Origin of the sequence: Oceanicaulis sp. UBA2681 (genome assembly GCF_002354675.1) — a bacterium.
Classification (GTDB): Bacteria; Pseudomonadota; Alphaproteobacteria; order Caulobacterales; family Maricaulaceae; genus Oceanicaulis; species Oceanicaulis alexandrii.
This window is the reverse complement of record NZ_DEMB01000016.1, coordinates 533,962-558,421: the sequence shown is the minus strand read 5'-3', so window position 1 is coordinate 558,421 and position 24,460 is coordinate 533,962. Positions and strand designations below refer to the sequence as shown.

The window sequence follows — 24,460 nt, the reverse complement described above, 5'->3', positions numbered from 1 at the left end:
CTGATTGCCGTGTGTCTGGAGGATGTTAATGGCTACGCCCCGTCTTGTGCTGAAATTTGGCGGCACCTCCATGGCGAACCCCGAGCGCATTGCGCATTCCGCTTCCATCGTCGCCGCCGAGGCGCGGCAAGGCAAACAGGTAGCCGTCGTGGTGTCCGCCATGGCGGGCGAAACTGATCGCTTGCTCAGCGCGGCAGAAGCGCTGGGCGGCGGGCTGGGCGAGCTTGAGACCGATACGGTTCTGGCGGCGGGCGAGCAGGCGAGCGCGGCGTTGATGGCGCTGGCGTTAAAGCGTGAGGGCTTTGAATCTGAAGCCGTCATGGGCTGGAGCCTGCCCATCCTGGTGGAGGGACCGCCGGGCAGCGCCAAAATCACCGACATACGCGGCGAGCCGCTGGATGAGATGATGTTAGCCGGGATCATCCCTGTGATCGCCGGCTATCAGGGCCTGAATGCCGAGGGGCGTCTGGCCACGCTGGGGCGAGGCGGCACCGATCTCAGCGCCGCTGCGGTCGCGGCGGCGGTGGGCGCCGAGTGCGACATCTACACCGATGTGGACGGGGTTTTCACCACCGATCCGCGCATCGCGCCCGAAGCGGTCCGGGTGGAACGCATCAGCCATGACGCCATGCTGGAGCTGGCGGCCATGGGTGCGAAAGTGCTGCAGACCCGCTCGGTTGAATACGCCAAGGCGAAGGGCGTCACGTTAAGGGTCAAGTCGAGCTTTTTGCCGGCGGGGACCAGCGCGGGCACCGAAGTCACGCCGGAGGTGGAGATCGCAGAAAAACGCATCGTCTCGGGCGTCGCCTATGTGCGCGATCAGGCGCGCTTGTCGCTGCATGGCGGGGAGGGGCCGCAGGCCGCGGAACTCCTGTTCGCGGCGCTTGGGGATGCGGATGTGGATGTGGACATGATCGTGCAGGCGCGCGCCCGGTCCGGCGGTTCGGTTGTTGAGTGCTCGGTGGCGGGGCGGGATCTGCCGCGTGCGCTGGCGGCGGCTGAAAACGCCGCGCGCCCCAACGGGCTGGAGGTGCGTTCGGAAACCGGCCTCGCCAAGGTGTCGGTCGTGGGTACGGGCTTGCGGGGACGGGCGGATGTGGCGCGCACGCTTTATGGCGTGCTGGCTCGTGAAGGCATCGCCGTGCGAATGACGGCGACGAGCGAGATCAAGATTTCCGCGCTTGTGGATGCAGACCTTCTCGAACACGCGGTGCGTGCGCTGCACAGCGCCTACAGGTTGGGGGCGGCGCCGTCGAAGGCTTGACGAACCCCCCTCAAACATTGCCTGTATCCCCCGAAACCGGACTCAAGGCAGGCGGCGCTCCGCCAGCCTCGGACCCAGACAGGATGCCTGACAGATCGCCATGACGCCTCAAAGCCTGTCCACGACCGTGCGCGGCCCTCGCCGTTTGCTCAGCCGTATCCGCGACCTCATGGCGGCCCAGGAGGATGCGCAAAAGCGTCTCGACCGGCTGACCGACATCATCGCGGAAGAGACCGGCGCCGATGTGTGTTCGATCTATCTGATGCGGCCCTCTGGCGCGCTGGAGCTGTCGGCCACCCATGGCCTGGACGCGTCCGCCGTACACCGTGTGCGCTTGCGCGCCGGTGAAGGCCTGGTGGGCGAAGTTGCGCGTCGGGCGCGGCCTTTCGCGGTCGAAGATGCGCCCTCTCATCCCAGTTTCTCGTATAAACCGGAAACCGGCGAGGAGCCGTTCAAGAGCTTTGTGGGCGTGCCGATCCTGCGTGGCGGCCGCCTTGTGGGCGTTCTGACGGCGCAAACGGTGGCGGTGCGTCCGACCACCGAAGAAGAGATCGAAACCCTGCAGACGGTCGCCATGCTGCTGGCGGAGATCGTCACCTCGGGCGAGCTGGTTCAGGCGGAAGCCTTCTCGGAACTCGAAGTCCGGCTGTCCAAGCCTGAACGCTTTCAGGGGCTGGCCCTGTCCTCGGGCGTGGTGCGCGGCGTTGCGGTGAAGCATGAGCCGCATGTGCTTTCCACCCGTCTGGTGGCTGATGACGCGGCGGCGGAAGAGGTGCGCCTGAACGAGGCGATCACACGCTTGCGCCGGTCTGTGGACCAGCTTCTGGATTCGGGCCGCGTCCCCATCGGCACGCCGTCGCGTGAGGTGCTGGAAACCTATCGCATGTTCGCCCATGACCGCGGTTGGCTCAATCAGCTGGGCGAGGCGATCCGGGCGGGCCTGACGGCGGAAGCGGCGGTCGAGCGGGTCAGGAACGAGCATCGCGCGCGTCTGATGAAAGCGCGTGATGCCCATTTCCAGGAACGTCTTCACGACCTTGAAGACCTCGCCAACCGCCTGTTGCGTCACCTGGCGCGCACCGAAGAGACGCAAGAGGACAGCCTGCCCGAGAACGCGATCATCGTGGCGCGATCGGTGGGCCCTGCGGAGCTTTTGGAGTTTGACCGGTCGCGCCTGGCCGGCATCGCCGTCGAGGAAGGCTCGGTCACCGGACACGCGGCCATTGTCGCCAAGGCTCTGGGCATCCCCATGGTGGGGCGGCTCGAGGGTGCGCTTGACCGGGTTGAAGAAGGCGACAGCGTCATTCTGGACGGTGAATTCGGCCTTCTGCATGTGCGTCCGAACGAAGAGGTGAGCACCGCCTATGGCGAACGGATCGCCATGCTGGCCGAACGTCAGCGGACGTTCGTACATTTGCGCGATGCGCCCGCTAAGACCGCAGACGGTCAGGCGATGACGCTGGGCATGAATGCGGGTCTTCTGGTTGAAATGAACCGTTTGGAGGATACAGGCGCGTCCGGCGTTGGCCTGTTCCGCACCGAGTTTCAATTCATGGTCGCCGATACGCTGCCGCGGCTCAGCGCACAGATCGAACTTTATAAAGCCGTCTATGACGCTGCGGACGGCAAGCCGGTGGTGTTCCGCACCCTCGATCTGGGCGGCGACAAGGTGACACCCTTCATCCCTTCCATGCGCGAACCCAACCCGGCTTTGGGCTGGCGGGCGTTGCGCATGGGTCTCGATCGGCCTGCGTTGACCCGATACCAGCTGCGGGCGCTGGTGCGCGCTTCGGGCGGGCGGACCCTCAATGTCCTTTTTCCGATGATCTCGGTCGCCGAGGAACTGGCAGCCGCGCGTGACGTGCTAGAGCGTGAGCTCGATCTGGCGCGTCGGCACGGACATGATGCGCCAGATGAGCTGCGCGTCGGGCTGATGCTGGAGACGCCGGCTGTGGCGTTTGCGCCGGACGCGTGTCTGGAGCTGGCGGATTTCGTGTCGGTCGGCGCCAATGATCTGATGCAGTATTTCTTTGCAGCGGATCGTCAAAATCCGCGCGTTTCAGACCGGTATGATCCGATCAGCGCGCCAGCGTTACGGTTATTTAAGGATGTTCGGCAAGCGTGTGACGCTTACGGCAAACCTGTGAATGTCTGTGGCGAGCTAGCGGGTCAGCCGTTTGAGGCGTGCGTTCTGGCGGCGCTGGGATATCGCAGCCTGTCCATGGCGGCGGGATCCATTGGACCGGTCAAGCAGGCGTTGGCAGGATGTGATCTGAGCCTTTTGACGCCTTGGCTGGACGCTGAAATTCAGCAGGCCGTGAAAATTGGGGCCCCGTCATTGCGGGAGCGGATGCTCCAAGCTGGAAAAGAAATCGGTTTGCCGCGAGAAGTTGTTGATAAAAACTAAAGCATTTGGTTGAATAGTCTTGAGTGAGGCTGGGGCGCCACACTTATGAGGGGAGCGTCCACTGTGACGCAGGAAATGGCGAACGCGAAGATGCGCGATTACGAACCGACGTCAGATGATTCAGGCTATGTGCCTGTTGACGCAGTGTTCAGCGCTCCAGCGCCGGCGCTGGAAGGCGTCAGTCTGGGCGAGCGCCTGCGGCTGAGCCGTACGCATGCTGGTCTGACCCTCGACAGCGCTTCCGCCCGCACCCGCATCAAGCGAGATTATCTGGACGCTCTTGAGGCGATGGATTCTCGCGGCCTGCCCTCGAAAGCCTATGCTGTGGGCTATCTGCGGACCTATGCGGCTTTTCTCGGGCTGGACGTGGCTGACTGCGTCCGCCAGTTCAAAGAAGAAGTGGATTGTGACGCGGGCCGCGGCGAGCCGACCGCGCCTCAGGAACGTCGTGAAATCAAGCTGCCGCGCGGCCTGGTTGGCGCCGTGCTTATTCTGGGCGGCGTGATTGTCGCCGCGGGCTGGTACGGTAATTACGTGACCCGCGCCGAAGCCTTTGCAGGCGCTGCCGCGCCCATGGACGCGCTGATGCGCGCTGAAACCCCGCTTGTGGAGCTGGAAAGCTCCGGCGCGCCGACCCGCGCCGCAATCTGGTCGGGTCTTCCTGACGCGCATGCAGGCAATACGCTGGTTCTTGAAGCGGGCGGCCGGGTGGATATCGAAGTCCGCGATGCGTCGGGCCGTATCCTCGCCGCGCGTGAGCTTGAGCCGGGCGAGCTGTATCGCGCGCCGGACGAGCCGGGTTTGACCATTTCGACCAATGACGCCGGGGCTGTTCTGGTTCGGGCTGCCGGGCGGCCCATGGGACCGCTGGGCGAGCCGGGTCAGGCCGTGGACAATATCTCTGCGGCCGAATTTGTTCTGACGGCGCTGCGCGAAGCCGACGCGGGCTAGCTGCGGTCGACGCACCCCCATTGGCTGGCAGGGCTCGCGTAACCGTCCCTCACAGCCTATATCACCTGTCAGACTGAACTCCTGCTCCAAGGCGAGGCGGCGATCATGGCGGTTGAAGATCACACCAAAGTCCGGCCCTGGCGGATGATTGACCGGCGTACAAGCCGACAAATTCATGTGGGCGATGTGGCCGTAGGCGGCGACGCGCCGATCTCGGTCCAGTCCATGACCAATACGCTGACCTCGGACGCCAACGCCACGATCAATCAGATCCGGGCGCTGGAAGAGGCGGGCGCGGACATCGTGCGCGTGTCCTGCCCGGATACGGACTCAACCGCCGCCTTCAAGACCATCGCCAAGGCCGCGAAAGTCCCGCTCGTCGCGGACATCCATTTTCACTACAAGCGCGGCATTGAAGCCGCCGAGGCGGGCGCCGCCTGCCTGCGGATCAATCCGGGCAATATCGGCTCGATGGACCGGGTGCGCGATGTGGTTCAGGCCGCGCGCGATCATGGCTGCTCCATCCGCATCGGGGTGAATGCGGGGTCTCTGGAGCGCGAGCTTTTAGAGAAGTATGGCGAACCTTGCCCGGATGCGATGGTGGAGAGCGCGCTTAATCATGCGCGCATCCTCGAAGATCTTGATTTCCGCGAATACAAGATTTCAGTGAAAGCGTCAGACGTCTTCCTGACCGTTGCGGCCTATCAGGCGCTGGCGGAAGCCACCGACGCGCCCTTGCACTTGGGCGTCACGGAAGCGGGCGGCCTGCGTACGGGCGGCGTGAAAAGCTCGATCGGCATGGGCTCTTTGCTCTGGGCCGGGATCGGCGACACCATTCGCGTCTCCCTGTCCGCCGATCCGGTCGAAGAGATCAAGGTCGGCTATGACATCCTCAAATCTCTGGGTTTACGCACCCGCGGCGTGAACATCATCGCCTGCCCAAGCTGTGCGCGGCAGGGCTTTGACGTCATCAAGACCGTCGAGGCGCTGGAACACCGGCTTGAGCATATTTCCGAGCCTATCTCGCTGTCGATTATCGGCTGCGTGGTGAACGGGCCGGGTGAGGCGGCTTACACTGATCTGGGGTTCACCGGCGGCGGCAAGGGCTCAGGCATGCTCTATTTCGCCGGCCAGGCGGACGAAAAAGTCTCCAACGACACCATGATCGAGCGCATCGTCGAAGCGGTCGAGGACAAGGCCGCCAAGATGCGCGCCGAACGCGAGGCGTCCGAAGCGGCGGCGGAGTAGGCGCAAGCGCCTGAAATCCTCTTTACCTGAGCGCCCGGCTTGCGCTTAGCTTTCCCCCGAGCCGCCACAAGAGCGGCCTTCAAGGGGAGTTCCAAGATGTTTCAATCCATGATGACGCCGGTTCTGATGCTGGCGAGCTGGACGATGGTGATGTGGCTGTGGATGTACGCCACTCGCATTCCCGCGATGCAGAAGGCCGGGATCAAACCCGCCGAGCTGACAGAAAAGTCCCAGCTGGACGTGCTGCCCCGCTCGGTGCGGCAGGTCGCGGACAATTACAATCACCTGCATGAGCAGCCGGTCGTCTTCTACGCACTTCTCACCTACAGCCATCTGGTCGGCGTGGCGGATCCGCTGAATGTGGGCCTGGCCTGGGCCTATGTGATCCTGCGCGTTGCGCACAGCATCTTCCAGGCGACGATCAATTTCATTCCGGTCCGGTTCGCACTCTTCGCCCTGTCGAGTGTGGTTCTGATCGTGATCGCGGTGCGCAATCTGCTGGCGTTGATGGCCTAGTCCGGCGGCCGGGCGTTCTCGGGCGTCCGGCCGACCGCCTCGGCGAACAGGCGCGTGATTTCTGGCTCCACGCTCGAGAAATCACTGAATTCATCGGTTTCGGTATTGATGTTCACCGCTGCGGCGATGCCCAGCTCAGGGTAGAGGATCAGCCAGCTCATCGCGCCGCGGCTGACCCCGCCATGATGGACGATGCGCACCGGCGCATCCTCGCCAAAGCGGGAGACGCTTTGCGGGTTTACCCGCCAGCCGAGCGCATAGCCCTCTTCATTCACCTCGCCGGAATTGAGGCGCATCGGCGTCCAGAACCGCTCGCGCGTGACCTCGGAAATGTAGGCCTCATCCAGCCAGGCGCTGGCGACCTGCACCAGATCGATTGAGCGCGCATAGAGCCCGCCGCTGGGCCAGCGCTGGCTGACATTCACTGCGCCGCGGGGGCGAATCTGCCCGTTGCCGCGAGACTGGTAGAATTGCGCCACATGCTCCGGTGTCGGCCCCGCATTGGCGCGAATGGGCGTGGCAAGATCGAGGGGCGTGCGGATCTCGCGGTCCAGCAAGCTGGCATAGTCTTCACCCGTGGCGCGCTCGGCCATGACCGCCGCCAGCACTACATCAAATGAGGTATAGTAATAGGCCTCGCTTGGCTCAGACAGCAGGCGGGCGTCATCCACCAGCTCCAGGCTGTCCTCCACCTGGTCATACTGGCGCTTCATACGCAGGGTTTCATAGGCGTCCGGCCAGTCAGAATTGTTCTCATATCCGGGAAAACCCGCGGTATGGGACAGAAGCTGGTCGAGTTCGATCTCCAGCCAGTCTTCATTCGGGGCGTCGGGGAAATGGGCGCTGACCGTATCGTCCGGATCGAGCACGCCCTGATCCACCAGCCGGGCGATGACGGTCGCAGTCATGGCTTTCGAGGTGGAGCCAATGCGAAACAGGGTGTCCGGCGATGCGGGAGTTTCGGCGTCAAGATTCGCCCAGCCCGCGCCCGCCGCCCAGACCAGCTCGCCATCGATCGCGACAGCCGCAGTCACGCCCGGGACACCGTATTCACCGCGCATGGCTTCCAGTACGGCGGCGGCGTCTTCGCCGGCTTGCACGAACCGCTCATCATATGCTTCGAAAGTCAGTGGAGCGGTCTCGGGCAGGGCTTTCCAGCCCCACTGGGTGCTGAAAAAGGTCCAGACCCCTGCGATCACGGCGAGGCCCAAGACCAGCCTCAAGACGAGTTTGAGTGATGACGGCATGTCTGTCCCCCGTGCAGTCCCTTGCTGCAGGGCCAGTCTTGCCTGTACGGCCTGACCCGGCGATGAACAGGGGCATATACGACATTAGGGGCGAGACATGATCACCATTTTCGGACTCAAAAACTGCGATACCTGCAAGAAGGCTGTAAAAGCCCTGCAGGCGAACAACGTCGCGTATGAGTTTGTGGATATCCGCGCCGAGGCGGATCTTGCGGATCGCGTCCCGGTCTGGCTTGAGGCTGTGGGCGCAAAAGCCCTGATCAATAGCCGCTCCACAACCTGGCGCAGCCTTGACGAGGGTCAGCGCGGACGCGCCGATACTGATCCGGCGGCGCTTCTGGTCGAGAACCCGACCCTGATCAAACGCCCGGTTATCGAAGCTGGCGAAGCGGTGAGGGTTGGATGGTCTGATGTGATCGAGCAGGGGCTGACGTCACGCTGACGCCAGCCCGCACAGGCTCGGTCTTTAGAGCTGAGTGATGCAGCTTATGAGCGCCACCACGCCGCCGCGGGCGTCATTGACGGTGGATTCAAGCCGCAGATCCTTCTCGGTCCGGGCGATATGAACTTTGCGTGCATTGTACATGTCCCGGAACAGGGCATCCATGTCGCTCGGAGCCTTGTCCAGCGTCTTGATGTTGGTGCCGTTGTCGTTGGTATAGGGGACCGCAAACTGAAGCGCGATCCTGAGATCAGACTTTTCCTTGGACGAAAAGACCATCACGCCCTCTGACCCGCGGAACCCGAAATTGCGGTCCGCGAAAAAGACGCCGGCGCACACTGAATTGTCCGGATCGCCCGGCGCGAAGAAGAAGCGCGATTTGAGCTGGACTTTGGGAGAATCCAGGTTTCCGGTCTCATTGTCCTGCATGAACGACTTCATCTCGCCATGAGCCATGTAGAGATCAGAGCCTTCATCGCCGTCCAGCCCTTTGCGCCAATTGTTGACGACGAAATTCTGGTCGGTGTTGTTCAGAACAATGCCCAGGATCTTCTTCGGGTTCTCAAGCAGCAGGTAAAGCAGGAACGCGACCAGAATAATCACAATGGTCGCGATGGCTGTTTTCATCCCCAGTGAAGTCACGCCGATCTTCACCGCACTGAGAAGCGCAGAGCCGGCGCGCAGAGCCTTGATCGTGTAGAACGCCATGGGCACGCCCACCGAGACCAGGCCGCCCGAGACAATTTCAATGGCCAGAGCGCCTTCGCTTTTGGCGGCCGACATGTTCTCGAACCGCTTGGTCAGCGTGAAGACATAGTCATAAAGATCCTGGCCGCGATATGTGGCGATGACTTCGGCGTTGTGTTCGGAGACGATGTAATTGGGTTCAATCTCGACGGCGTCGCCTTTGGCTTTCAGCAATTCTTCAAATTCGGGCGCCAGCGTCGACGGCTCTTCATTGCTGTCTTCCTCGGCGCGCGAAACTTGTTCCACCGCTGCTTCAATCAACATGGCTTGAGCCATGCGACGTCTTTCGGAGAGGCTGAGCGCCGGGTTGGTCAAGACCAGGTCAAGCCTGATCCCGTATCGGGCGTTCAGGCGCTCTATGACCTGCATGGCGAGTTCGGCCGGTTGCAGGCCCTCATGGTTCTCAATTTTCATATTATTGCTCCCTGTGCGCGCATTTTGCGCTATCAGGAGTCGTATATCTTTGGGCCGCGATTAACAATTAATAAGCGAGAAAATCCCCTCCAAAGGGAATTTTATTGTGTCAGCAGTTCGTGATGTCGGCTATGCGTACAAAAGACTTTCCGCGCCCTGATCACGGCGCTAAATCACTAGATATGAAAAAATCAATCTGTGTGTATTGCGGCTCCAATCCGGGCGCTGCACCCGAATATGCCCAGGCCGCGCAAGCGGTGGGCGTGAAACTGGCTCAAAACGACATTCGTCTGGTCTATGGCGGCGGTCAGGTGGGGCTGATGGGCCTTGTGGCGGACGCCTGCATTGATGCGGGCGGCCAGGTCTATGGGGTCATTCCCGACTTCCTGCATCAAAAAGAAATCGCGCATCCGCGCGTGCAGGACATGCATATTGTCCCGTCCATGCACGAGCGAAAGCTGAAGATGGCGGACGCCTCAGACGCCTTCATCGCCATGCCGGGCGGTATTGGCACCATGGAGGAATTGTTTGAGGTCTGGACCTGGTCACAACTGGGACGCCATGAAAAGCCGGTCGGCGTGCTCAATGTGAACGGCTATTATGACAAGCTGCTCGAGTTCATCGATCACATGACCGGGGAAGGCTTCTTGATGGGCAAGCATCGCGCCATGCTCATGCGCGGCGAGAGCATTGAAGAGCTGCTTGAGCAATTTGAAGCCTTCGAACATCCCGGCATGATCGCCACGCTGGCGGCAGGGCAGGTCTAGTCCGCCTCGGCATTCGGTTGTTTTTCGTAACTGACGTTCGGTTCTCCGACCACATCAATGCCAGTCGCACGCCGCGCTATTCTGTTTGCGAGCAGGGCGTCTGTTTCAAACCCGCTTGTCGATGATTGCAAGCGACGGCTGATATGAGCCAAGCCTTCAATGTAGCAAAGCTCGGCGCTCCGAAGTTGCAGCTCGAGCCTGTTGTCCGCATAGTTGGACAAGTCCTCACCTGGAGCTGGGGGCAGGAGGGCGAGAGTCAGCATTGCGACGGGGTCTTCAGCCTCGACAGCCAGGTTTAGAAATCTGCGGGCGGCCGGATAGTCGATATTCTGTCCGAAGTATCCGAATGCGTATGCAGCGCCGACTTCTGAATTTGCGACAACGTGGCCGTTCTCAGCAGCTGCGAGCAGCCATTCAAAACCTGTCTGATCGCTCGCCTCCGCACTTAGGTCGCTATGGCCGGATAAATATCCGTAGGCGAGATCGAACATGGAGTCAGCGTCTCCATTGTCGGCCCGCTCGACCAGTGCGATTGGCGCCGCCTCCCCCCCATTCCAATAGAGGCTGCGTTCAGTCGGCCAATCATACTCACTGACGTCAGCGAGCGCCTCATTGGTGCAAAGCAGAAGATTTTGGACCCTTGCCTGCCGTTCCTGAGTGGGCTCTGGTTCCGCCCATGGAGGGGTTATGAAACCGGGATTGCTGGGGATGAAGGTCTCTATCCTGTTCTGGGCCAAATACGGGGGCAGACCATGGCCTTCATACGAGTAACAGCCGCCAATGGCTCGGCAGTACATACGCTCCAGCACCTGAGGAAATGTGCTGCGGCCGGGCTCGGGTGTCTTCATTTGCTCATGCCGGGGCGCGAAGATGCCGATCATGATGATCGCAGCCAGAAGCAGCCCGCATAGCGCCAGCAAGGTACGCACTCTCATCTCTCCCCCGGAAATTCCCCTCGTGCGCATTCTCCTGAACCTCGTGCGCCCATCAAGGGAAATCTGATCAGCAGTGCAGCCCCAACCCCTTTCCAAAACGCCGCGCCGGGCGTAACTGATCAAGCATGAGTATTCAGGACGCAAAACTGGACCAGGTCATCGACCGGTTCGATCAGGTCGAGGCGCGTTTGGGCGCCGCCGCTGATCCAGAAGAGATCGTTTCGCTTTCCAAGGAGCACGCCGAACTCAAAACGGTGGCCGAGAAGGCGCGCGAGTTGAAAACCGCGCGAGACAGCCTGGCGGAAGCCGAAGCGATCATCGAGGACGGCTCGGACAAGGATATGGTCGAGCTGGCTGAAGAAGAGCGTCAGGATCTCAGAAAGCGCCTGCCCGCGCTTGAGCGGGACTTGCAGCTTTTGTTGATCCCCAAGGATCGCGATGACGACGCTTCTATCATGATCGAGATTCGCGCTGGCACGGGCGGCGATGAAGCGGCGCTGTTCGCGGGCGATCTGTTTCGCATGTACGAGCGCTATGCCTCCAACCAGGGCTGGAAGGTCGAAGTGGTTGAGGCCAGCGAGGCGGAAGTCGGCGGCTACAAGGAAATCATCGCTTCGGTGAAAGGTCGGGGCGTGTTCGGCAAGATGAAGTTTGAATCCGGCGTCCATCGGGTTCAGCGCGTCCCGGTCACCGAATCCGGCGGCCGGATTCATACCTCCGCCGCGACGGTCGCCGTGCTGCCTGAACCTGAAAATGTCGAGATCGAGATCAAGGACGAAGATCTGCGCATCGACACCATGCGGGCCTCCGGCGCGGGCGGTCAGCACGTGAACAAAACCGAATCTGCGGTGCGCATGACGCACATCCCGACAGGCATCGTCGTGGTCAGCTCCGAGAAATCCCAGCACCAGAACCGCGCCATCGCCATGCAGGTGCTCAAGACTCGCCTGTATGAAAAAGAGCGCCGCGAGAAGGACGAGGCCCGCGCCGCCGAGCGCAAGGGTCAGGTGGGGTCGGGCGACCGGTCCGAACGCATTCGCACCTATAACTTCCCCCAGGGGCGGGTCAGCGATCACCGTATCAATCTGACGCTCTACAAGCTCGACGAGATCCTGTCCGGCGACGCGCTGGACGAAGTGATCGACGCGCTGCTTGCAGAAGACCAGGCCGCAAAACTTGCGGCGATGGAAGACGCTTGAGCGGGGCGACCCGGGCTGCCGTTCTGCAGGCCGCCGCAGAGCGGTTGGGCGCGGCGGGGCTGGATGATGCGGCTGATGAAGCGCGGCGATTGCTGCTGGCGGCCAGCGATCTGAGCCCGGCGCGATTGCTCACCGAGATGACGCAGCCCATGCTGGCTGAAGAGCGCGCACAGTTTGACGCGTTGGTGGCGCGCCGCGAACAGCGCGAACCGTTGTCGCATATCCTCGGCACCCAGCCCTTCTGGACGCTCGAGCTGAAAGTCACCCGCGACGTGCTGACCCCTCGTGCGGACACCGAGACCGTGATCGAGGCGGCGCTCGCCGCTTTTCCGGATCGGTCTGCGCCCTTGCGGATTCTGGATATTGCGACGGGGTCGGGCGCGATCATTCTGGCTTTGCTGAGCGAATTTCCGAACGCCTCGGGTCTGGCCACCGATCTCAGCGAAGCGGCGTTAAAGGTCGCGGCGGAGAATGCCGCGCGCACGCAATTGACTGACCGCGTGCGTTTTCAAACGGGCAATTGGGTTGATGGCGTATCGGGCGCTTTTGATCTGGTGGTGTCAAACCCGCCCTATATCGCGACCGATGTGCTTGAGACGCTGGAGCCGGAAGTGCGGGTTTTCGAGCCTCGGTTAGCGCTTGACGGCGGGGTGACCGGATTCGAACCTTATCCGCATCTGTTCGCCGAGGCCGCGCGACTATTGAAGCCGGGCGGGTTGGTTTTGTTCGAGATCGGGTACGATCAAGGGGCCATGGCGCTGCAGGCGGCGCGTGAAGCCGGCGCCCAAGAGGTCAGCATCTTGAAGGATTTGGCCGGAAATGACCGGGTTGTCAGCCTGAACTTTCCACTCTGAGCGCATGTGCGTGCAGAAAAGTGTTGGAATCTGCCTGCACCTGCGTCTAGGGTGCGGACAAGTCCAGCGGGTGATGCATATCGGGGCAGGGGCTGTCCTGACGCGATTACCGAGCGCCCCGCTGACCGATCGGCCCACACGCTATCGAGTTCGGACGCAATCTTGGTTGCGCTCGCGCCGATAGACGCGAATTTCGCGGTGTCGTGTCGGCCTCAATGGTATCAACAACCCGAAAAGAGATCAGGTTCTTGAACATGAAGCGTCAACGCGGACGAGGGCGAAAGCCCGGATCGCCCAGCAACCGCTCGTATGAGAGCAATGGGCCGGACGTAAAAGTTCGGGGCGCCCCCTCTCATATCTACGACAAATACATGCAGCTCGCCCGCGACGCCTCGTCCGCCGGGGATCGGGTGATGGCTGAAAACTATTACCAGCACGCCGAGCACTATCTGCGGATCGTTCAGGCCAACCAGCCCAAGCGCGATGAGCGTGAGGACACTAACGGCAATCAGGACGACGCTGACGGCGCTGATGACGCCGCCGAGACTCAGAACGAAACCGGCTCTGACAATTCAGGTGCAGCGCAGAGCGAAGAGTCGCCACGCCAGCGCCGTCCGCGCGGTCGTCGTCGCCGGGACGAACCGACCGGCAGTGATGACCCGTTGCAGGTGGTTGACCCTGAGAACGCGGGCGCTTCGTCTGCAACGCCGCCTGAAGAGGGCGACAGCCAGCCTTCGACCGAAGAGAAGCCGAAAAAGCGCACGCGCACACGCCGCCCGAAAGCGGATGCGGACGCCCAGAAAGCTCTGGATGCGGCTGACGACGAGGGTGAGAAACGCTCATCCAAGGACGCCGGCGAGGCTGCCTGAACCTTTGGGGTTTGACGCACGAAAAAAGGCTGGAGCATCGCTCCAGCCTTTTTTGTGTCTTGGATTGGTCCAGCTGATCAGCCGCGGCGGCCCAGCCGACGCAGGCGTCGCCAGAACCGGCGACGCTCGGGGCGGGGTTGGGGTTTCAGGTTCTGCACGAATTCCTCCGCGCATGACCGCCAGGAGTATTTCTCGGCGTAGGCGCGGCAGTCTTCGCGCTTCATCTCCAGCGCTTCAAGGCATGCGGTTTTCAGATCGTCATTGACTGACCCCGCCTTGGAGTCAGGGATGATGTCCTTGGGCCCGTTCGCCACATAGGCGGCCACCGGGGTGCCGGTCGCCATGGATTCCAGAATCACCAGTCCGAAGGTATCGGTGAAGCTGGGGAAGACCATGACGTCGGCGTCTGCAAAGTGACGCGCCAGTTCGTCGCCGGACTTGTTGCCGGTGAAGACGACTTCGGGATATTTCTTTTTCAGCTCTTCAAGCTGGGGGCCGGGGCCGACGATGACTTTCGTGCCGGGCAGGTCGAGATCGAGGAAGGATTCGATGTTCTTCTCGACGGCCACGCGGCCGATATAGACGAAGATCGGACCCTGAAGTCCCTCATAGACGCTTTCCCCACCCATATGGCGCTTGTCAGGGTGGAACAGTTCGGTGTCCACGCCACGCGCCCAGGGCGTGATGTTGTTGAAGCCGCGCTCGGTCAGCATGTCGCGCATGGACGGGGTGGCGACCATCAGCCGGTTGCCCGAATTGTGGAAGCGCCGCATGAACCAATAGCCCGCCGAGATTGGAATGAACGGCAGGCGCGCATTCACATATTCGGGGAATTTGGTGTGATAGCTGGTGGTGAAGGGCAGCTTCCACTTCAGGCAGATCGCCCGTGCGGCCTGGCCCAGCGAGCCTTCGGTGGCGATGTGAATCGCCTCGGGCTCGAACGCCTTGAACCGGGCTTCCAGGTCCTTGCGCGCGCCGACCGCCATTTTGATCTCGGGGTAGGTCGGCAGGGGGAAGGTCTTGAAGCCGAGGCCGGGGTGAATCACCTCCACCTCATGGCCCATGGCGCGGCACTCTTCCACGGTGCGTGAAAGCGTCCGCACGACGCCGTTGACCTGAGGCTCCCACGCATCGGTGACGAGCAGTATGCGCAGCGGAGCGCTTTCCTCCATGGGATGGATCTCCAGAACCATGTGACTCTTCGCGCCGGTTTAGCGTGTTTTACCCGTTTGTCGAAGTCCTGTCGGCGCCAGACGCTCTTGCTCGGGGCCTTTCAGCCGAGCTTCCGGCTCTGTCGTGGAACGATGATTGCGTTCGGTCGTTGGTGATGTGAGCAAGCTTTGTCTGCGTTCGCGCAACGCAGCGCAGGCGAGGGATGAAATCACCAAAGAAGGATGTGTCTGCAGGAGGCGTCCGGTCAAAAAGTCAGACTTTGCAGATTTCGCGCGGAAAACCGGATGCAATTCCTTTGTATATACGTTGAGATAAATAGATTTATCAAACTATACAAAGACTTGCGAATTGATTGAAATAGAAAATTTCGATTGGGAAATGTGGCGCGTTCAGGATTGCTGCCATTAAAATCTGCGGTGAAGTAAAGCTGAGACTTCAGGGTTGAAGGGTGTTCTGTAGTCGATATTACTGAAATCAACTTACATGTTTTCAGCTCAAAATAAATTCTATTCAGTCATGCTGCAATGCGGTGCTGTGCGGACTTATACTGATTTCGTATAGCGGGGCTTGAATTCTATGGCTTGAGCAAGCATTGTCATTTTCGACAGGGCCGGATGCGCCGGCCGCTCTGGGTTCGAGAGGCTTTCGACCATGCGCGATTGGACAGATGTAAACATCGATTGGGATGTTCTGGACGGCGAGAAATTCGCTGATGAACGTCAGGCGGCCCGCCTGCTGGACGAAGCGGTGGGCCTCAGCCCGCAAGCGCGCCAGGCGGCGAGCGACGAGGCGGTCGATCTGGTCGAGCGCGCCCGCGCCACCCGTCATGGCGGCGGGTTGATGGAAAGCTTCCTGCAAGAATTTGGTCTCAGCAATAAAGAAGGCCTGGCGCTGATGTGCCTGGCCGAAGCCCTTTTGCGCGTGCCTGACGCCGAGACCGCTGACGCTTTGATCGCCGAAAAGATCGGATCAGGGGCCTGGGTCGAACACGCCTGGAAGTCCGATAACTGGCTGGTCAACGCCTCCACGCTGGGTCTGATGATGACCGGCTCCATCCTGAAGGTGGACAAGGGCGCTCAGAAAAACCCCGGCGAGTACTTCAAGCAAATGGCCAGCCGGCTCGGAGAGCCGGTCATCCGCACCGCCACGCGTCGCGCTATGGGCATTCTGGGAGAGCAGTTTGTACTCGGCCGCAATATCGAGGGCGCGATCAAACGCGGTCGAAACTGGAAAACTTACGGGTCGATCAAGCCGCTCTTCAGCTTTGACATGCTGGGTGAAGGTGCGCGCACCGATGCTGACGCCCAGCGTTATCTGCAGAAATACCGCGAAGCCATCAAGGTCGTCGCCGCCAAGCGTCAGACCGGCGGCGTGGAGGATGTGGATGGTGTGAGCGTCAAGTTGACGGCGCTGCACCCACGGTATCAGGCGGTCAAGCAAGACCAGGTGATGGACGAGCTCTATCCGCGCGCGCTGGAGCTGGCGCAAGCGGCGAAAGCCGCTGATCTGGGCTTCAGCCTGGACGCGGAAGAGAGTGATCGTCTGGTCATTCAGCTGAAGATATTCGACCGGCTGGCGCGCGATCCGTCCCTGGCGGGCTGGGATGGCCTCGGCATTGTGATCCAGGCCTATCAAAAGCGCGCCTCCGCAGTGCTGCAGAAGCTGATCGAGCTCGGCCAGGATTGCGGGCGCCGTTTCATGGTGCGTCTGGTGAAAGGCGCCTATTGGGATACCGAGATCAAATTCGCCCAGATGAACGGACAGCCTGACTTCCCGGTCTGGACGACCAAGCCGGCGACCGATCTCAACTATCTGGCCTGCGCGCGTCTGATGTTGGCGGCGCCGGACGCCATCTTCTCGCAATTCGCCACGCATAACGCTCACACCCTGTGCGCGGTGCGTCAGATTGCAGCCGAGACTGGCAACCCACCTTATGAGTTCCAGCGTCTGCACGGCATGGGCGAGCCGCTTTACGCTGCCGCCGCCCAAGCGTTCCCTGATTTGGGCAATGTGCGGGTCTATGCGCCGGTGGGCAGTCACGAAGACCTGTTGCCGTATCTGGTGCGGCGCCTTCTGGAAAACGGGGCGAACACCTCGTTCGTCAACGCGTTCCTGGATGAAGACGTGCCTGCAGCGGATGTGGCCGGCGGCCCGTTCAAGGCGGCTCCGACTCTGGACCGGCACCCGTTCATCTCCATTCCGCCCAAGCTCTATGGTCCGGCGCGCTTGAACTCCAAGGGCATGGATCTGACGCAGTCGGCGGTGCGGGACCGCTTGGCGGACGCCCAGGAGGCGTTTGACGCCGATGCGCCCTATCCGTGTGGGCCGATCATCAATGGCCAGGCGCTGACCGATTGGGGCGCGCCGATGACGAGCCCGGCCGATGAGAGCTTTCAGGTCGCGACCTTGCATGAATCCACGGAAGAGGATGTGGAGCGCGCGTATAAGGCCGCGCGTGAGGCCCAACCGGGCTGGAACGCCAAGGGCGGACCAGCGCGCGCGACAATCTTGCGCGATATGGCTGATGCGCTGGAAGCGAATACGGATCGCCTGCTCGCCCTGATGGCGCGGGAAACCGGCAAGACCTTGCTGGACGGCGTCGCGGAAGTGCGCGAAGCCGTAGACTTCCTGCGTTACTACGCTGTCGAGGCGGAGACCAAGTTCGGTGAGCCTGTGCGCATGCCGGGTCCGGCGGGCGAGACCAACCATCTGGGCCTGGGCGGTCGCGGCGTCTTTGTCTGCATCAGTCCGTGGAATTTCCCGCTGGCGATCTTCACCGGTCAGGTGGCGGCGGCTCTGGCGGCGGGCAATAGCGTGCTGGCCAAACCTGCCGAGCAAAGCCCGCTGATCGCGTTTGAAGCGGTCAAACTCTATCTCGAGGCTGGCTTGCCGGAAGGCGTGCTGCATCTGATTCCCGGCGACGGCAAGATCGGCGCGGCGCTGACCGGACTGCCGGGTGTGGATGGCGTGGCCTTCACCGGCTCCACCGATGTGGCGCGCATCATCAACCGGACGCTGGCGGCCAAGGACGGCCCGATCGTGCCGCTGATCGCCGAGACGGGCGGCCTCAACGGTCTGTTCGTTGATACGTCAGCCTTGCACGAACAGGTGATCGATGATGCGATTCTCTCCGCTTTCGGGTCTGCCGGGCAGCGCTGCTCGGCGCTGCGCCTGTTGCTGATCCCTGACGAGATCGGCGATCTTCTGATCGAGGGCCTGAAGGGCGCGATGGATATGCTCAAACTGGGCGATCCGGCGGATCCGGCCACGGATATCGGCCCGGTGATCGATGCGGACGCCTATTCCATGCTCGAAAGCCATGTGGAGCGCATGGCGTCAGAGGCGACGGTGCTCCACCGTGCGCCGCTGAGCGATGAGCTGGCGGCCAAGGGGCGATTCTTCTCTCCGGCTCTTGTCGAGATCAGCTCCATGGATCAGCTGACGGATGAGAAGTTCGGACCGATCATGCATGTGTTGCGCTACAAGCGGTCAGAGCTTGAGGCCGTGGCGCGTCAGCTCGCCGACAAGGGCTATGGGCTGACCTTGGGCGTGCACAGCCGACTCGATCGATTCGCCGAGCGCGTGCGCGCGATCGTTCCGGCGGGCAATTGCTATGTGAATCGCAACATCACCGGCGCGGTGGTGGGCGTGCAGCCTTTCGGCGGCGAAGGCCTGTCTGGCACCGGGCCCAAGGCGGGCGGCCCCCACTATATCTATCGGTTCGCATCCGAGCATACGGTCACCATTAACGTGGCGGCGCAGGGCGGGGACCCCGAACTTCTGTCCTTGGGTTAACCCGACCCCTAATAGGGGCATCGGCGCTCTCGCCAGATATCCACAAGAAACCGCATTTATCCCCGGGCCCGGACTCCTTAACGAGTCCGGGCCCGGAGCGTTTTCTGGTAGGACTTTGTTTACTAAAAAAGCGGCTTGGGGCCGGTTTGACCCGTTGACGGTCTGACCTGACCCAAGCACTATATGTTGCGGTTTCCGGGGGAAGCCGCACACCATGTATAGGTTTTTCTTAAGCAGCGCGCGGGAAAACGGCCTCTCGCAGGTCAGATGTGCGATGCTGAAATGGAGCGGGTAGAGATGACGCCTTTCGACCAAGCCCACGCTACCGGAGCTCGCGCACAGGAGTCCGCTTCCAGCCTGCGCGGCAAGCCCAAAGCTGTTCAGCTTCGACTGGTTGATAAGGTTAAGATCGACCCCTCGCGCGATGCGCTTCTGACTGATTTCGGCAAGAAGACTCTGGTCGACCGTTACCTGCTGCCCGGCGAATCCTACCAGGACATGTTTGCGCGCGTTTCGACGTCTTATGCTGACGATCTTGAGCATGCGCAGCGTCTCTACGATTACATGTCCAATCTGTGGTTCATGCCGTCGACGCCCGTGCTGTCCAATGGCGGCGCCGATCGCGGCCTGCCCATTTCCTGCTTTCTGAACTCGGTGGATGATTCGCTGGGCGATATCGTGTCGACCTGGACCGAGAATGTCTGGCTCGCTTCCAATGGCGGCGGCATCGGCACTTACTGGGGCAGCGTTCGCTCAATCGGTGAGAAGGTCGGTCAGAACGGTCAGACCTCGGGCATCATTCCCTTTATCCGCGTCATGGACTCGCTGACGCTGGCGATCTCCCAAGGCTCGCTGCGGCGCGGTTCGGCGGCGGTGTATCTGGACATTCACCACCCGGAAATCGAGGAATTCCTCGAAATCCGCAAACCCTCGGGCGACTTCAACCGCAAGAGTCTCAACCTTCACCATGGCCTCAACGTGTCTGACGCGTTCATGGAGGCCGTCGCCAAGGATGAGGACTTCGAGCTGATCTCCCCGCGGTCCGGCGAGGTGGTGAAAACCGTCAACGCCCGCAAGCTGTGGCAGAAGATCCTGGAAGTCCGCCTGCAGACCGGCGAGCCGTACATCCTGTTCTCCGACACCGTGAACAACAATATGCCCGCCCACCAGCGCAAGCTGGGCTTGAAGGTGCGCCAGTCCAACCTGTGTTCGGAAATCACCTTGCCAACCGGTGTGGATCATCTGGGCAATGACCGCACGGCCGTGTGCTGCCTGTCCTCTCTGAACGCGGAGAAATTCCTCGAGTGGAAAGACGATCCGCGTTTCCTCGAGGATATCTTCCGTTTCCTCGACAATATCTTGCAGGACTTCATCGAGCGTGCGCCCGATGAGATGGAGCGCGCGAAATACTCCGCCGCGCGTGAACGCTCCGTCGGTCTGGGGTTGATGGGGTTCCACTCCTTCCTGCAGCGCTTGAACGTGCCGTTTGAATCCGCCATGGCCCAGTCCTGGAACAAGCGCATGTTCCAGCATATCCGCCAAGGCGCGGATAAAGCCTCGGTCAAGCTGGCTGAAGAGCGCGGCGCCTGTCCCGATGCGGGCGAGAACGGCGTCAAGGCGCGCTTCTCTCACAAGCTGGCGATCGCGCCGACCGCGTCGATCTCCATCATTTGCGGCGGCACGTCTGCAGGCATTGAGCCGATCCCGGCCAATGTCTACACGCACAAGACCTTGTCAGGCTCCTTCACCGTCAAGAACCCGTATCTCGAACAGGTGCTGGAGGAGAAGGGCCAGAACACGCCGACCATCTGGTCTTCCATTCTCGAGCATGAAGGCTCGGTCCAGCATCTGGATTGCCTCGATGAGCTTGAAAAAGACGTGTTCAAGACCGCGTTCGAGCTCGATCAGCGCTGGGTCATCGAGCACGCCGCTGATCGTTCGCCCTATATCTGTCAGGCTCAATCGCTGAATCTGTTCCTGCCAGGTGATGTCAATAAATGGGATCTGCACATGCTGCATTGGTCGGCTTGGGAGAAGGGCGTCAAATCGCTCTACTATTGCCGCTCCAAATCCGTGCAACGGGCCGCTTATGCGGGGTCGGGCGAGAAAGACGAGATGTCCAAGGCCATGGGGGACGCCGCTCCCAAGGATTATGACGAGTGCCTCGCCTGTCAGTAGCATCAGGTTTTTTGTGAATATTGTAAGAACCCCGGCCTCGCGCCGGGGTTTTTCATTGTATCTGCATGAAAGAATTGAGCTTATATATTTTATGATCTGTTAACCCTAAAGAAGCCTCCTTGATCTCAATATGGCCATTGTTCATGCTATGATTTGAGCATCTCAGGTTGAAGCCGATGGGGACCGGTATGACCACGCCTAACGCAAGCAGAGTGCTAAAACCGACTCAGAGCTATGCAGCTCTGGTGGGTGGGTGCGCGGCGGCGTGCCTGGTCTCTCTATCTTCTTTCGGCGCAAGCGCTTTCGCCCAGCAGGTGCAGGCGTCCCAGGAAATGCGCGCGATGATTTTAGGACCGCTTCAAGCCGAGTTGTCGCAGCCTCGAGCCAATCCTGGCGGTTCGCGCTATACGTCTTCTCAGACCCTGGGCTGGTCACCGAGCTATACCGATTTCATCGGTTCTGATTCGCAGTCTGCATTGCCGGATGCGGCGCGTCTGGCCGGGGTCGCACTCAGCGTTCGCTCAGACAGCGCCGCCATGGAAGGGTTTTCAGCGCTCTATCAAGCTGGAACGACTTTGATGCAAACACCGCAGGGGGGGCGTATTTCTGTCTCTCTGTTTGACGGACGAGCGCCGGATGCCGCTCTGTCAGCGCTCTCTGAATCCTATGCCGACATTGCAGGCAGCACGCTTGATCCCGCAGGCCGGTCAGCGAGCCGCATGACCTTGCGCTATGAAAATACGTTTGACGCCCGCGGCGGTCTGGACGGGCTGGATGTTGGCGTTGCGCCTCGCGCCGGCGTCTCCATCGGTCAGGACGGCCCTGCCGCAGAAGCGGGCGCGACCGTCCGGCTTGGGCAATATCTTGATGAAGGCTTTGGGGCGGATCGTCCCGCCTGGTGGTTCTTCGCCGGCGCTGACCAGCAAGCCCTGATGTATGATCCGGGCGCCGGATTTAACATGCGCAATGCGTTCGCCATGGGGCCTTACGCGACTGTGGGCGACGCGCAGGCCGGTGTTGCGGCGCGGTTTGGCGGCGCGGATCTGTCCTTCGCCTATATCCAGCGCGAAACACGCTATGCCTTGCCCAATGAATCCTGGGAAACATCTGAAGGATTTGCGGCGTTCTCATTGACGCTGCGGCGGTAAGGCTGAACGCATGCGTCTTTCGGCGTGTGTCAGAGGGGCGTGCATTGAGAGTGTCTAGGTTTGCGGCTCTGCTCACCCTGTGTTGGTGTTTGGTCGTTGGAGCCAGCGCAGCGCGCGCCTCGGACTTTCCCGACTTTCCGGAACTCTTTCAGCCTGAAGACGGTGAGGTGCTGACTGTCGTCATTGAAAACGACATGTTTGGCGGCACGGATCGGCATTACACCAACGGCCTGCGGCTTGAATGGGTGTCCGCTGCAGAGGCGGTGAGCCCTTGGCTGTTGCAAGCCGCTCGCACCCAGCCTTTCGTCCAGCTCAAGGGCGCGACCCTGCGTGAAGGCTATGCGCTGGCGCATACGCTCTACACAGCTAGTGATATTACGGTGGAGACCCCGCCGCTCGATGATCACCCTTACGCCGCCCATCTCAGTCTGAACTGGTTTGCGTCTGCCCGAACGGCCAATAGCGAACACACCATTCTCATCGATGTGGGCCTGATCGGGCCAAGCGCGCAGGGCGAGTTTGTTCAGTCGCGCTGGCACCAGCTGATCGACGGCAAGGAGCCGCGGGGCTGGGGCGCGCAATTGCATGATGAGCTGGTGTTCGCCATTTCCGGTCAGCGAACCGAACGTCTGCATCAATGGGAGATGGGCGCCTATCGGGCGGATCTGATGGGCCATGGCGGTTTGACCTTGGGCACATTGCGCACGGATCTGTCTGTGGGCGCGACCGTGCGATTCGGAACGGATCTGCAGGACTCTTTCGCGCCGCCACGTATGCGCCCAGCCTTGTCGCCCTCCAGCATCTTCACGCCGAACCAGCCGGTGTCCGCCTATGTGTTCGCGAGCGTGGGCGGATATGCTGTGGGGCGCGATGTTTTCCTCGACGGCAATACGTTCCGCGACTCAGCCTCTGTGGCGCGCAAAATCTGGGTCGGGGATGTGCAAGCGGGCGCAGCGCTCCATATCAATCACTACCGACTGGCCTTTACCTATGTGGTGCGAAGCGAGCAGTATGCCGGCCAGAACGGGCCGCAACGGTTCGGCGCGATCGCGCTCTCACGCGCCTTCTAGCCGACGCGGTCACTTGAGTCGTTTGGGGTCAAGTTTCTTCCAGCGTGGAAAACCCGATTAATACACTGGAAACCAGACTCGTTGTGACACAATATCTAGTGGACCTGAGGGGCTAAAGCGCTATCTGTCGTGCCTGCAGCGCTATGTAGCCTCTTGAATGATCGCCAGAGCCGAGAAAGAAATCGCCATGCTATCCGTCGCTTCAGACCGTCCGGGCCTTTTGTCTCCCAGCCTGACCTACAAGCCGTTCCGCTATCCGTGGGCGTATGACTTCTGGAAAATTCAGTCCCAGGTTCACTGGCTGCCTGAAGAAGTGCCGCTGGGCGAGGACTGCAAGGACTGGGCGACCAAGCTGACCGACAAGGAGCGCAATCTGCTGACGCAGATCTTCCGCTTCTTCACCCAGTCAGACGTGGAAGTCGGCGCGAACTACATGGAAAACTACATGCCGCTCTTCAAGCCGGTTGAAGTGCGCATGATGCTCGCCTCCTTCTCCAATATGGAGACGATCCATATCGCCGCCTATGCGCTGCTGCTGGAAACCATCGGCATGCCCGACACCGAATTCTCCGCCTTCATGGAGTATGAGGAAATGGCGGCCAAGCATGACTATCTGGGCAAGTTCGGCTGCGACACCGAGAAAGATATTCTCACGTCGATGGCGGTGTTCGGCGGCTTTACCGAAGGCCTGCAATTGTTCGCCAGCTTCGCGATGCTGATGAATTTCCCGCGCTTCAACAAGATGAAGGGCATGGGGCAGATCGTGTCCTGGTCGGTGCGCGATGAATCGCTGCACTGCGAAGGCATGATGAAGCTGTTCCACACCTTCGCCGAAGAAACCGGCGCACTGACCCAATCGGTCAAGGACGACATCGCCGATTGCTGCCAGACCGTGGTCAAGCTTGAAGACAAGTTCATCGATCTGGCGTTTGAAGCGGGTGAAGTCGAAGGCATGACGCCTGAGGACATCAAGACATATATCCGCTACATCGCCGACTGGCGGATGAAGCAGATGAAGCTGCCCACGATTTACGGTGTCAAAGAGCACCCGCTTCCGTGGCTGTCCGAAATCCTGAACGGGGTCGAGCACGCCAACTTCTTTGAAGCGCGCGCGACCGAATACTCCAAGGGCGCGACCCAGGGTGATTGGCATGGCGATGCCGGCGTCTGGTCGAACTTCGACAACATGATGCTGAAGCGGTCCGTACACGGCGCGGCGACGCCGGCCGAATAGGC

At 61.0% G+C, this 24,460-nt stretch carries 19 protein-coding genes; 15 read left to right on the top strand and 4 right to left on the bottom strand.

Going from position 1 to position 24,460, the window contains the following annotated elements; genetic code table 11:
* The first annotated feature begins 28 nt into the window (after window positions 1–28).
* The 5 genes from B3M53_RS14015 (at window position 29) to B3M53_RS13995 (ending at window position 6,386) form a co-directional block, all read left to right on the top strand.
* Window positions 29–1,264 (top strand): aspartate kinase, encoded by a 1,236-nt coding sequence (locus tag B3M53_RS14015; protein ID WP_286800774.1) that lies wholly within the window; start codon window positions 29–31, stop codon window positions 1,262–1,264.
* A gap of 100 nt (window positions 1,265–1,364) precedes the next feature.
* The gene (gene ptsP, locus B3M53_RS14010) at window positions 1,365–3,671 is read left to right on the top strand and encodes a phosphoenolpyruvate--protein phosphotransferase (protein WP_286800773.1); all 2,307 of its coding nucleotides are present in this window, start codon (window positions 1,365–1,367) and stop codon (window positions 3,669–3,671) included.
* Window positions 3,672–3,746: 75 nt separating this feature from the next.
* Complete coding sequence (locus tag B3M53_RS14005) at window positions 3,747–4,622, top strand: helix-turn-helix domain-containing protein (protein ID WP_022700286.1); 876 nt, start codon at window positions 3,747–3,749, stop codon at window positions 4,620–4,622.
* A gap of 105 nt (window positions 4,623–4,727) precedes the next feature.
* Window positions 4,728–5,870, top strand: a complete 1,143-nt coding sequence (ispG, locus tag B3M53_RS14000; protein WP_286800772.1) for a flavodoxin-dependent (E)-4-hydroxy-3-methylbut-2-enyl-diphosphate synthase — start codon at window positions 4,728–4,730, stop codon at window positions 5,868–5,870.
* Window positions 5,871–5,966: 96 nt separating this feature from the next.
* Window positions 5,967–6,386, top strand: a complete 420-nt coding sequence (locus B3M53_RS13995; RefSeq protein ID WP_286800771.1) for an MAPEG family protein — start codon at window positions 5,967–5,969, stop codon at window positions 6,384–6,386.
* On the opposite strand, the gene B3M53_RS13990 is transcribed toward B3M53_RS13995, so the two are convergent.
* Window positions 6,383–7,633 (bottom strand): serine hydrolase domain-containing protein, encoded by a 1,251-nt coding sequence (locus B3M53_RS13990; RefSeq protein WP_286800770.1) that lies wholly within the window; start codon window positions 7,631–7,633, stop codon window positions 6,383–6,385. The two genes, B3M53_RS13995 and B3M53_RS13990, sit on opposite strands and share 4 nt — an antisense overlap.
* 97 nt (window positions 7,634–7,730) lie before the next feature.
* Between B3M53_RS13990 and B3M53_RS13985 the strand changes: the two genes are divergently transcribed.
* Window positions 7,731–8,075 (top strand): ArsC/Spx/MgsR family protein, encoded by a 345-nt coding sequence (locus B3M53_RS13985; RefSeq protein ID WP_286800769.1) that lies wholly within the window; start codon window positions 7,731–7,733, stop codon window positions 8,073–8,075.
* 24 nt (window positions 8,076–8,099) lie between these two features.
* Here B3M53_RS13985 and B3M53_RS13980 read toward each other — a convergent pair whose 3' ends face one another.
* Window positions 8,100–9,236, bottom strand: a complete 1,137-nt coding sequence (locus B3M53_RS13980) for a hypothetical protein (protein ID WP_286800768.1) — start codon at window positions 9,234–9,236, stop codon at window positions 8,100–8,102.
* Window positions 9,237–9,418: 182 nt separating this feature from the next.
* Between B3M53_RS13980 and B3M53_RS13975 the strand changes: the two genes are divergently transcribed.
* On the top strand, window positions 9,419–10,003 hold the full coding sequence (locus B3M53_RS13975; protein WP_286800766.1) for a TIGR00730 family Rossman fold protein: 585 nt from the start codon (window positions 9,419–9,421) through the stop codon (window positions 10,001–10,003).
* Here B3M53_RS13975 and B3M53_RS13970 read toward each other — a convergent pair.
* Entirely contained in the window at window positions 10,000–10,932 is a 933-nt protein-coding gene (locus B3M53_RS13970; protein ID WP_286800765.1) for a tetratricopeptide repeat protein, read from the bottom strand. The genes B3M53_RS13975 and B3M53_RS13970 overlap by 4 nt on opposite strands.
* 131 nt (window positions 10,933–11,063) lie before the next feature.
* Between B3M53_RS13970 and prfA the strand changes: the two genes are divergently transcribed.
* The 3 genes from prfA to B3M53_RS13955 all read left to right on the top strand — a co-directional run bounded on the left by prfA (window position 11,064) and on the right by B3M53_RS13955 (window position 13,860).
* Entirely contained in the window at window positions 11,064–12,137 is a 1,074-nt protein-coding gene (gene prfA / locus B3M53_RS13965) for a peptide chain release factor 1 (RefSeq protein WP_286800763.1), read from the top strand.
* A complete protein-coding gene (prmC, locus tag B3M53_RS13960) occupies window positions 12,134–12,991 on the top strand; it encodes a peptide chain release factor N(5)-glutamine methyltransferase (RefSeq protein ID WP_286800761.1) in 858 nt (285 codons plus the stop codon). Before prfA ends, prmC begins: the two co-directional genes overlap by 4 nt.
* Window positions 12,992–13,206: 215 nt before the next feature.
* On the top strand, window positions 13,207–13,860 hold the full coding sequence (locus B3M53_RS13955) for a DUF4167 domain-containing protein (RefSeq protein WP_349678845.1): 654 nt from the start codon (window positions 13,207–13,209) through the stop codon (window positions 13,858–13,860).
* Window positions 13,861–13,937: 77 nt separating this feature from the next.
* Here the strand turns inward: B3M53_RS13955 and B3M53_RS13950 are convergent, their stop codons facing one another.
* Window positions 13,938–15,014 carry a glycosyltransferase family 1 protein gene (locus B3M53_RS13950; RefSeq protein WP_349678855.1) on the bottom strand — a complete coding sequence of 359 codons (1,077 nt, stop codon included), beginning with the start codon at window positions 15,012–15,014 and terminating at the stop codon, window positions 13,938–13,940.
* A gap of 670 nt (window positions 15,015–15,684) precedes the next feature.
* On the opposite strand from B3M53_RS13950, the gene putA reads away from it, so the two are divergent.
* The 5 genes from putA to B3M53_RS13925 all read left to right on the top strand — a co-directional run bounded on the left by putA (window position 15,685) and on the right by B3M53_RS13925 (window position 24,458).
* Window positions 15,685–18,828, top strand: coding sequence for a bifunctional proline dehydrogenase/L-glutamate gamma-semialdehyde dehydrogenase PutA (gene putA / locus B3M53_RS13945; protein ID WP_286800757.1), 3,144 nt, complete (start codon window positions 15,685–15,687; stop codon window positions 18,826–18,828).
* A gap of 297 nt (window positions 18,829–19,125) precedes the next feature.
* The gene (locus B3M53_RS13940; protein WP_286800756.1) at window positions 19,126–21,006 is read left to right on the top strand and encodes a ribonucleoside-diphosphate reductase subunit alpha; all 1,881 of its coding nucleotides are present in this window, start codon (window positions 19,126–19,128) and stop codon (window positions 21,004–21,006) included.
* 341 nt (window positions 21,007–21,347) lie between these two features.
* Window positions 21,348–22,154 carry a lipid A-modifier LpxR family protein gene (locus B3M53_RS13935; RefSeq protein WP_286800755.1) on the top strand — a complete coding sequence of 269 codons (807 nt, stop codon included), beginning with the start codon at window positions 21,348–21,350 and terminating at the stop codon, window positions 22,152–22,154.
* 50 nt (window positions 22,155–22,204) lie between these two features.
* Entirely contained in the window at window positions 22,205–23,224 is a 1,020-nt protein-coding gene (locus tag B3M53_RS13930; RefSeq protein ID WP_414690724.1) for a lipid A deacylase LpxR family protein, read from the top strand.
* Window positions 23,225–23,411: 187 nt separating this feature from the next.
* Window positions 23,412–24,458, top strand: coding sequence for a ribonucleotide-diphosphate reductase subunit beta (locus tag B3M53_RS13925; protein ID WP_286800752.1), 1,047 nt, complete (start codon window positions 23,412–23,414; stop codon window positions 24,456–24,458).
* Window positions 24,459–24,460 lie beyond the last annotated feature (2 nt).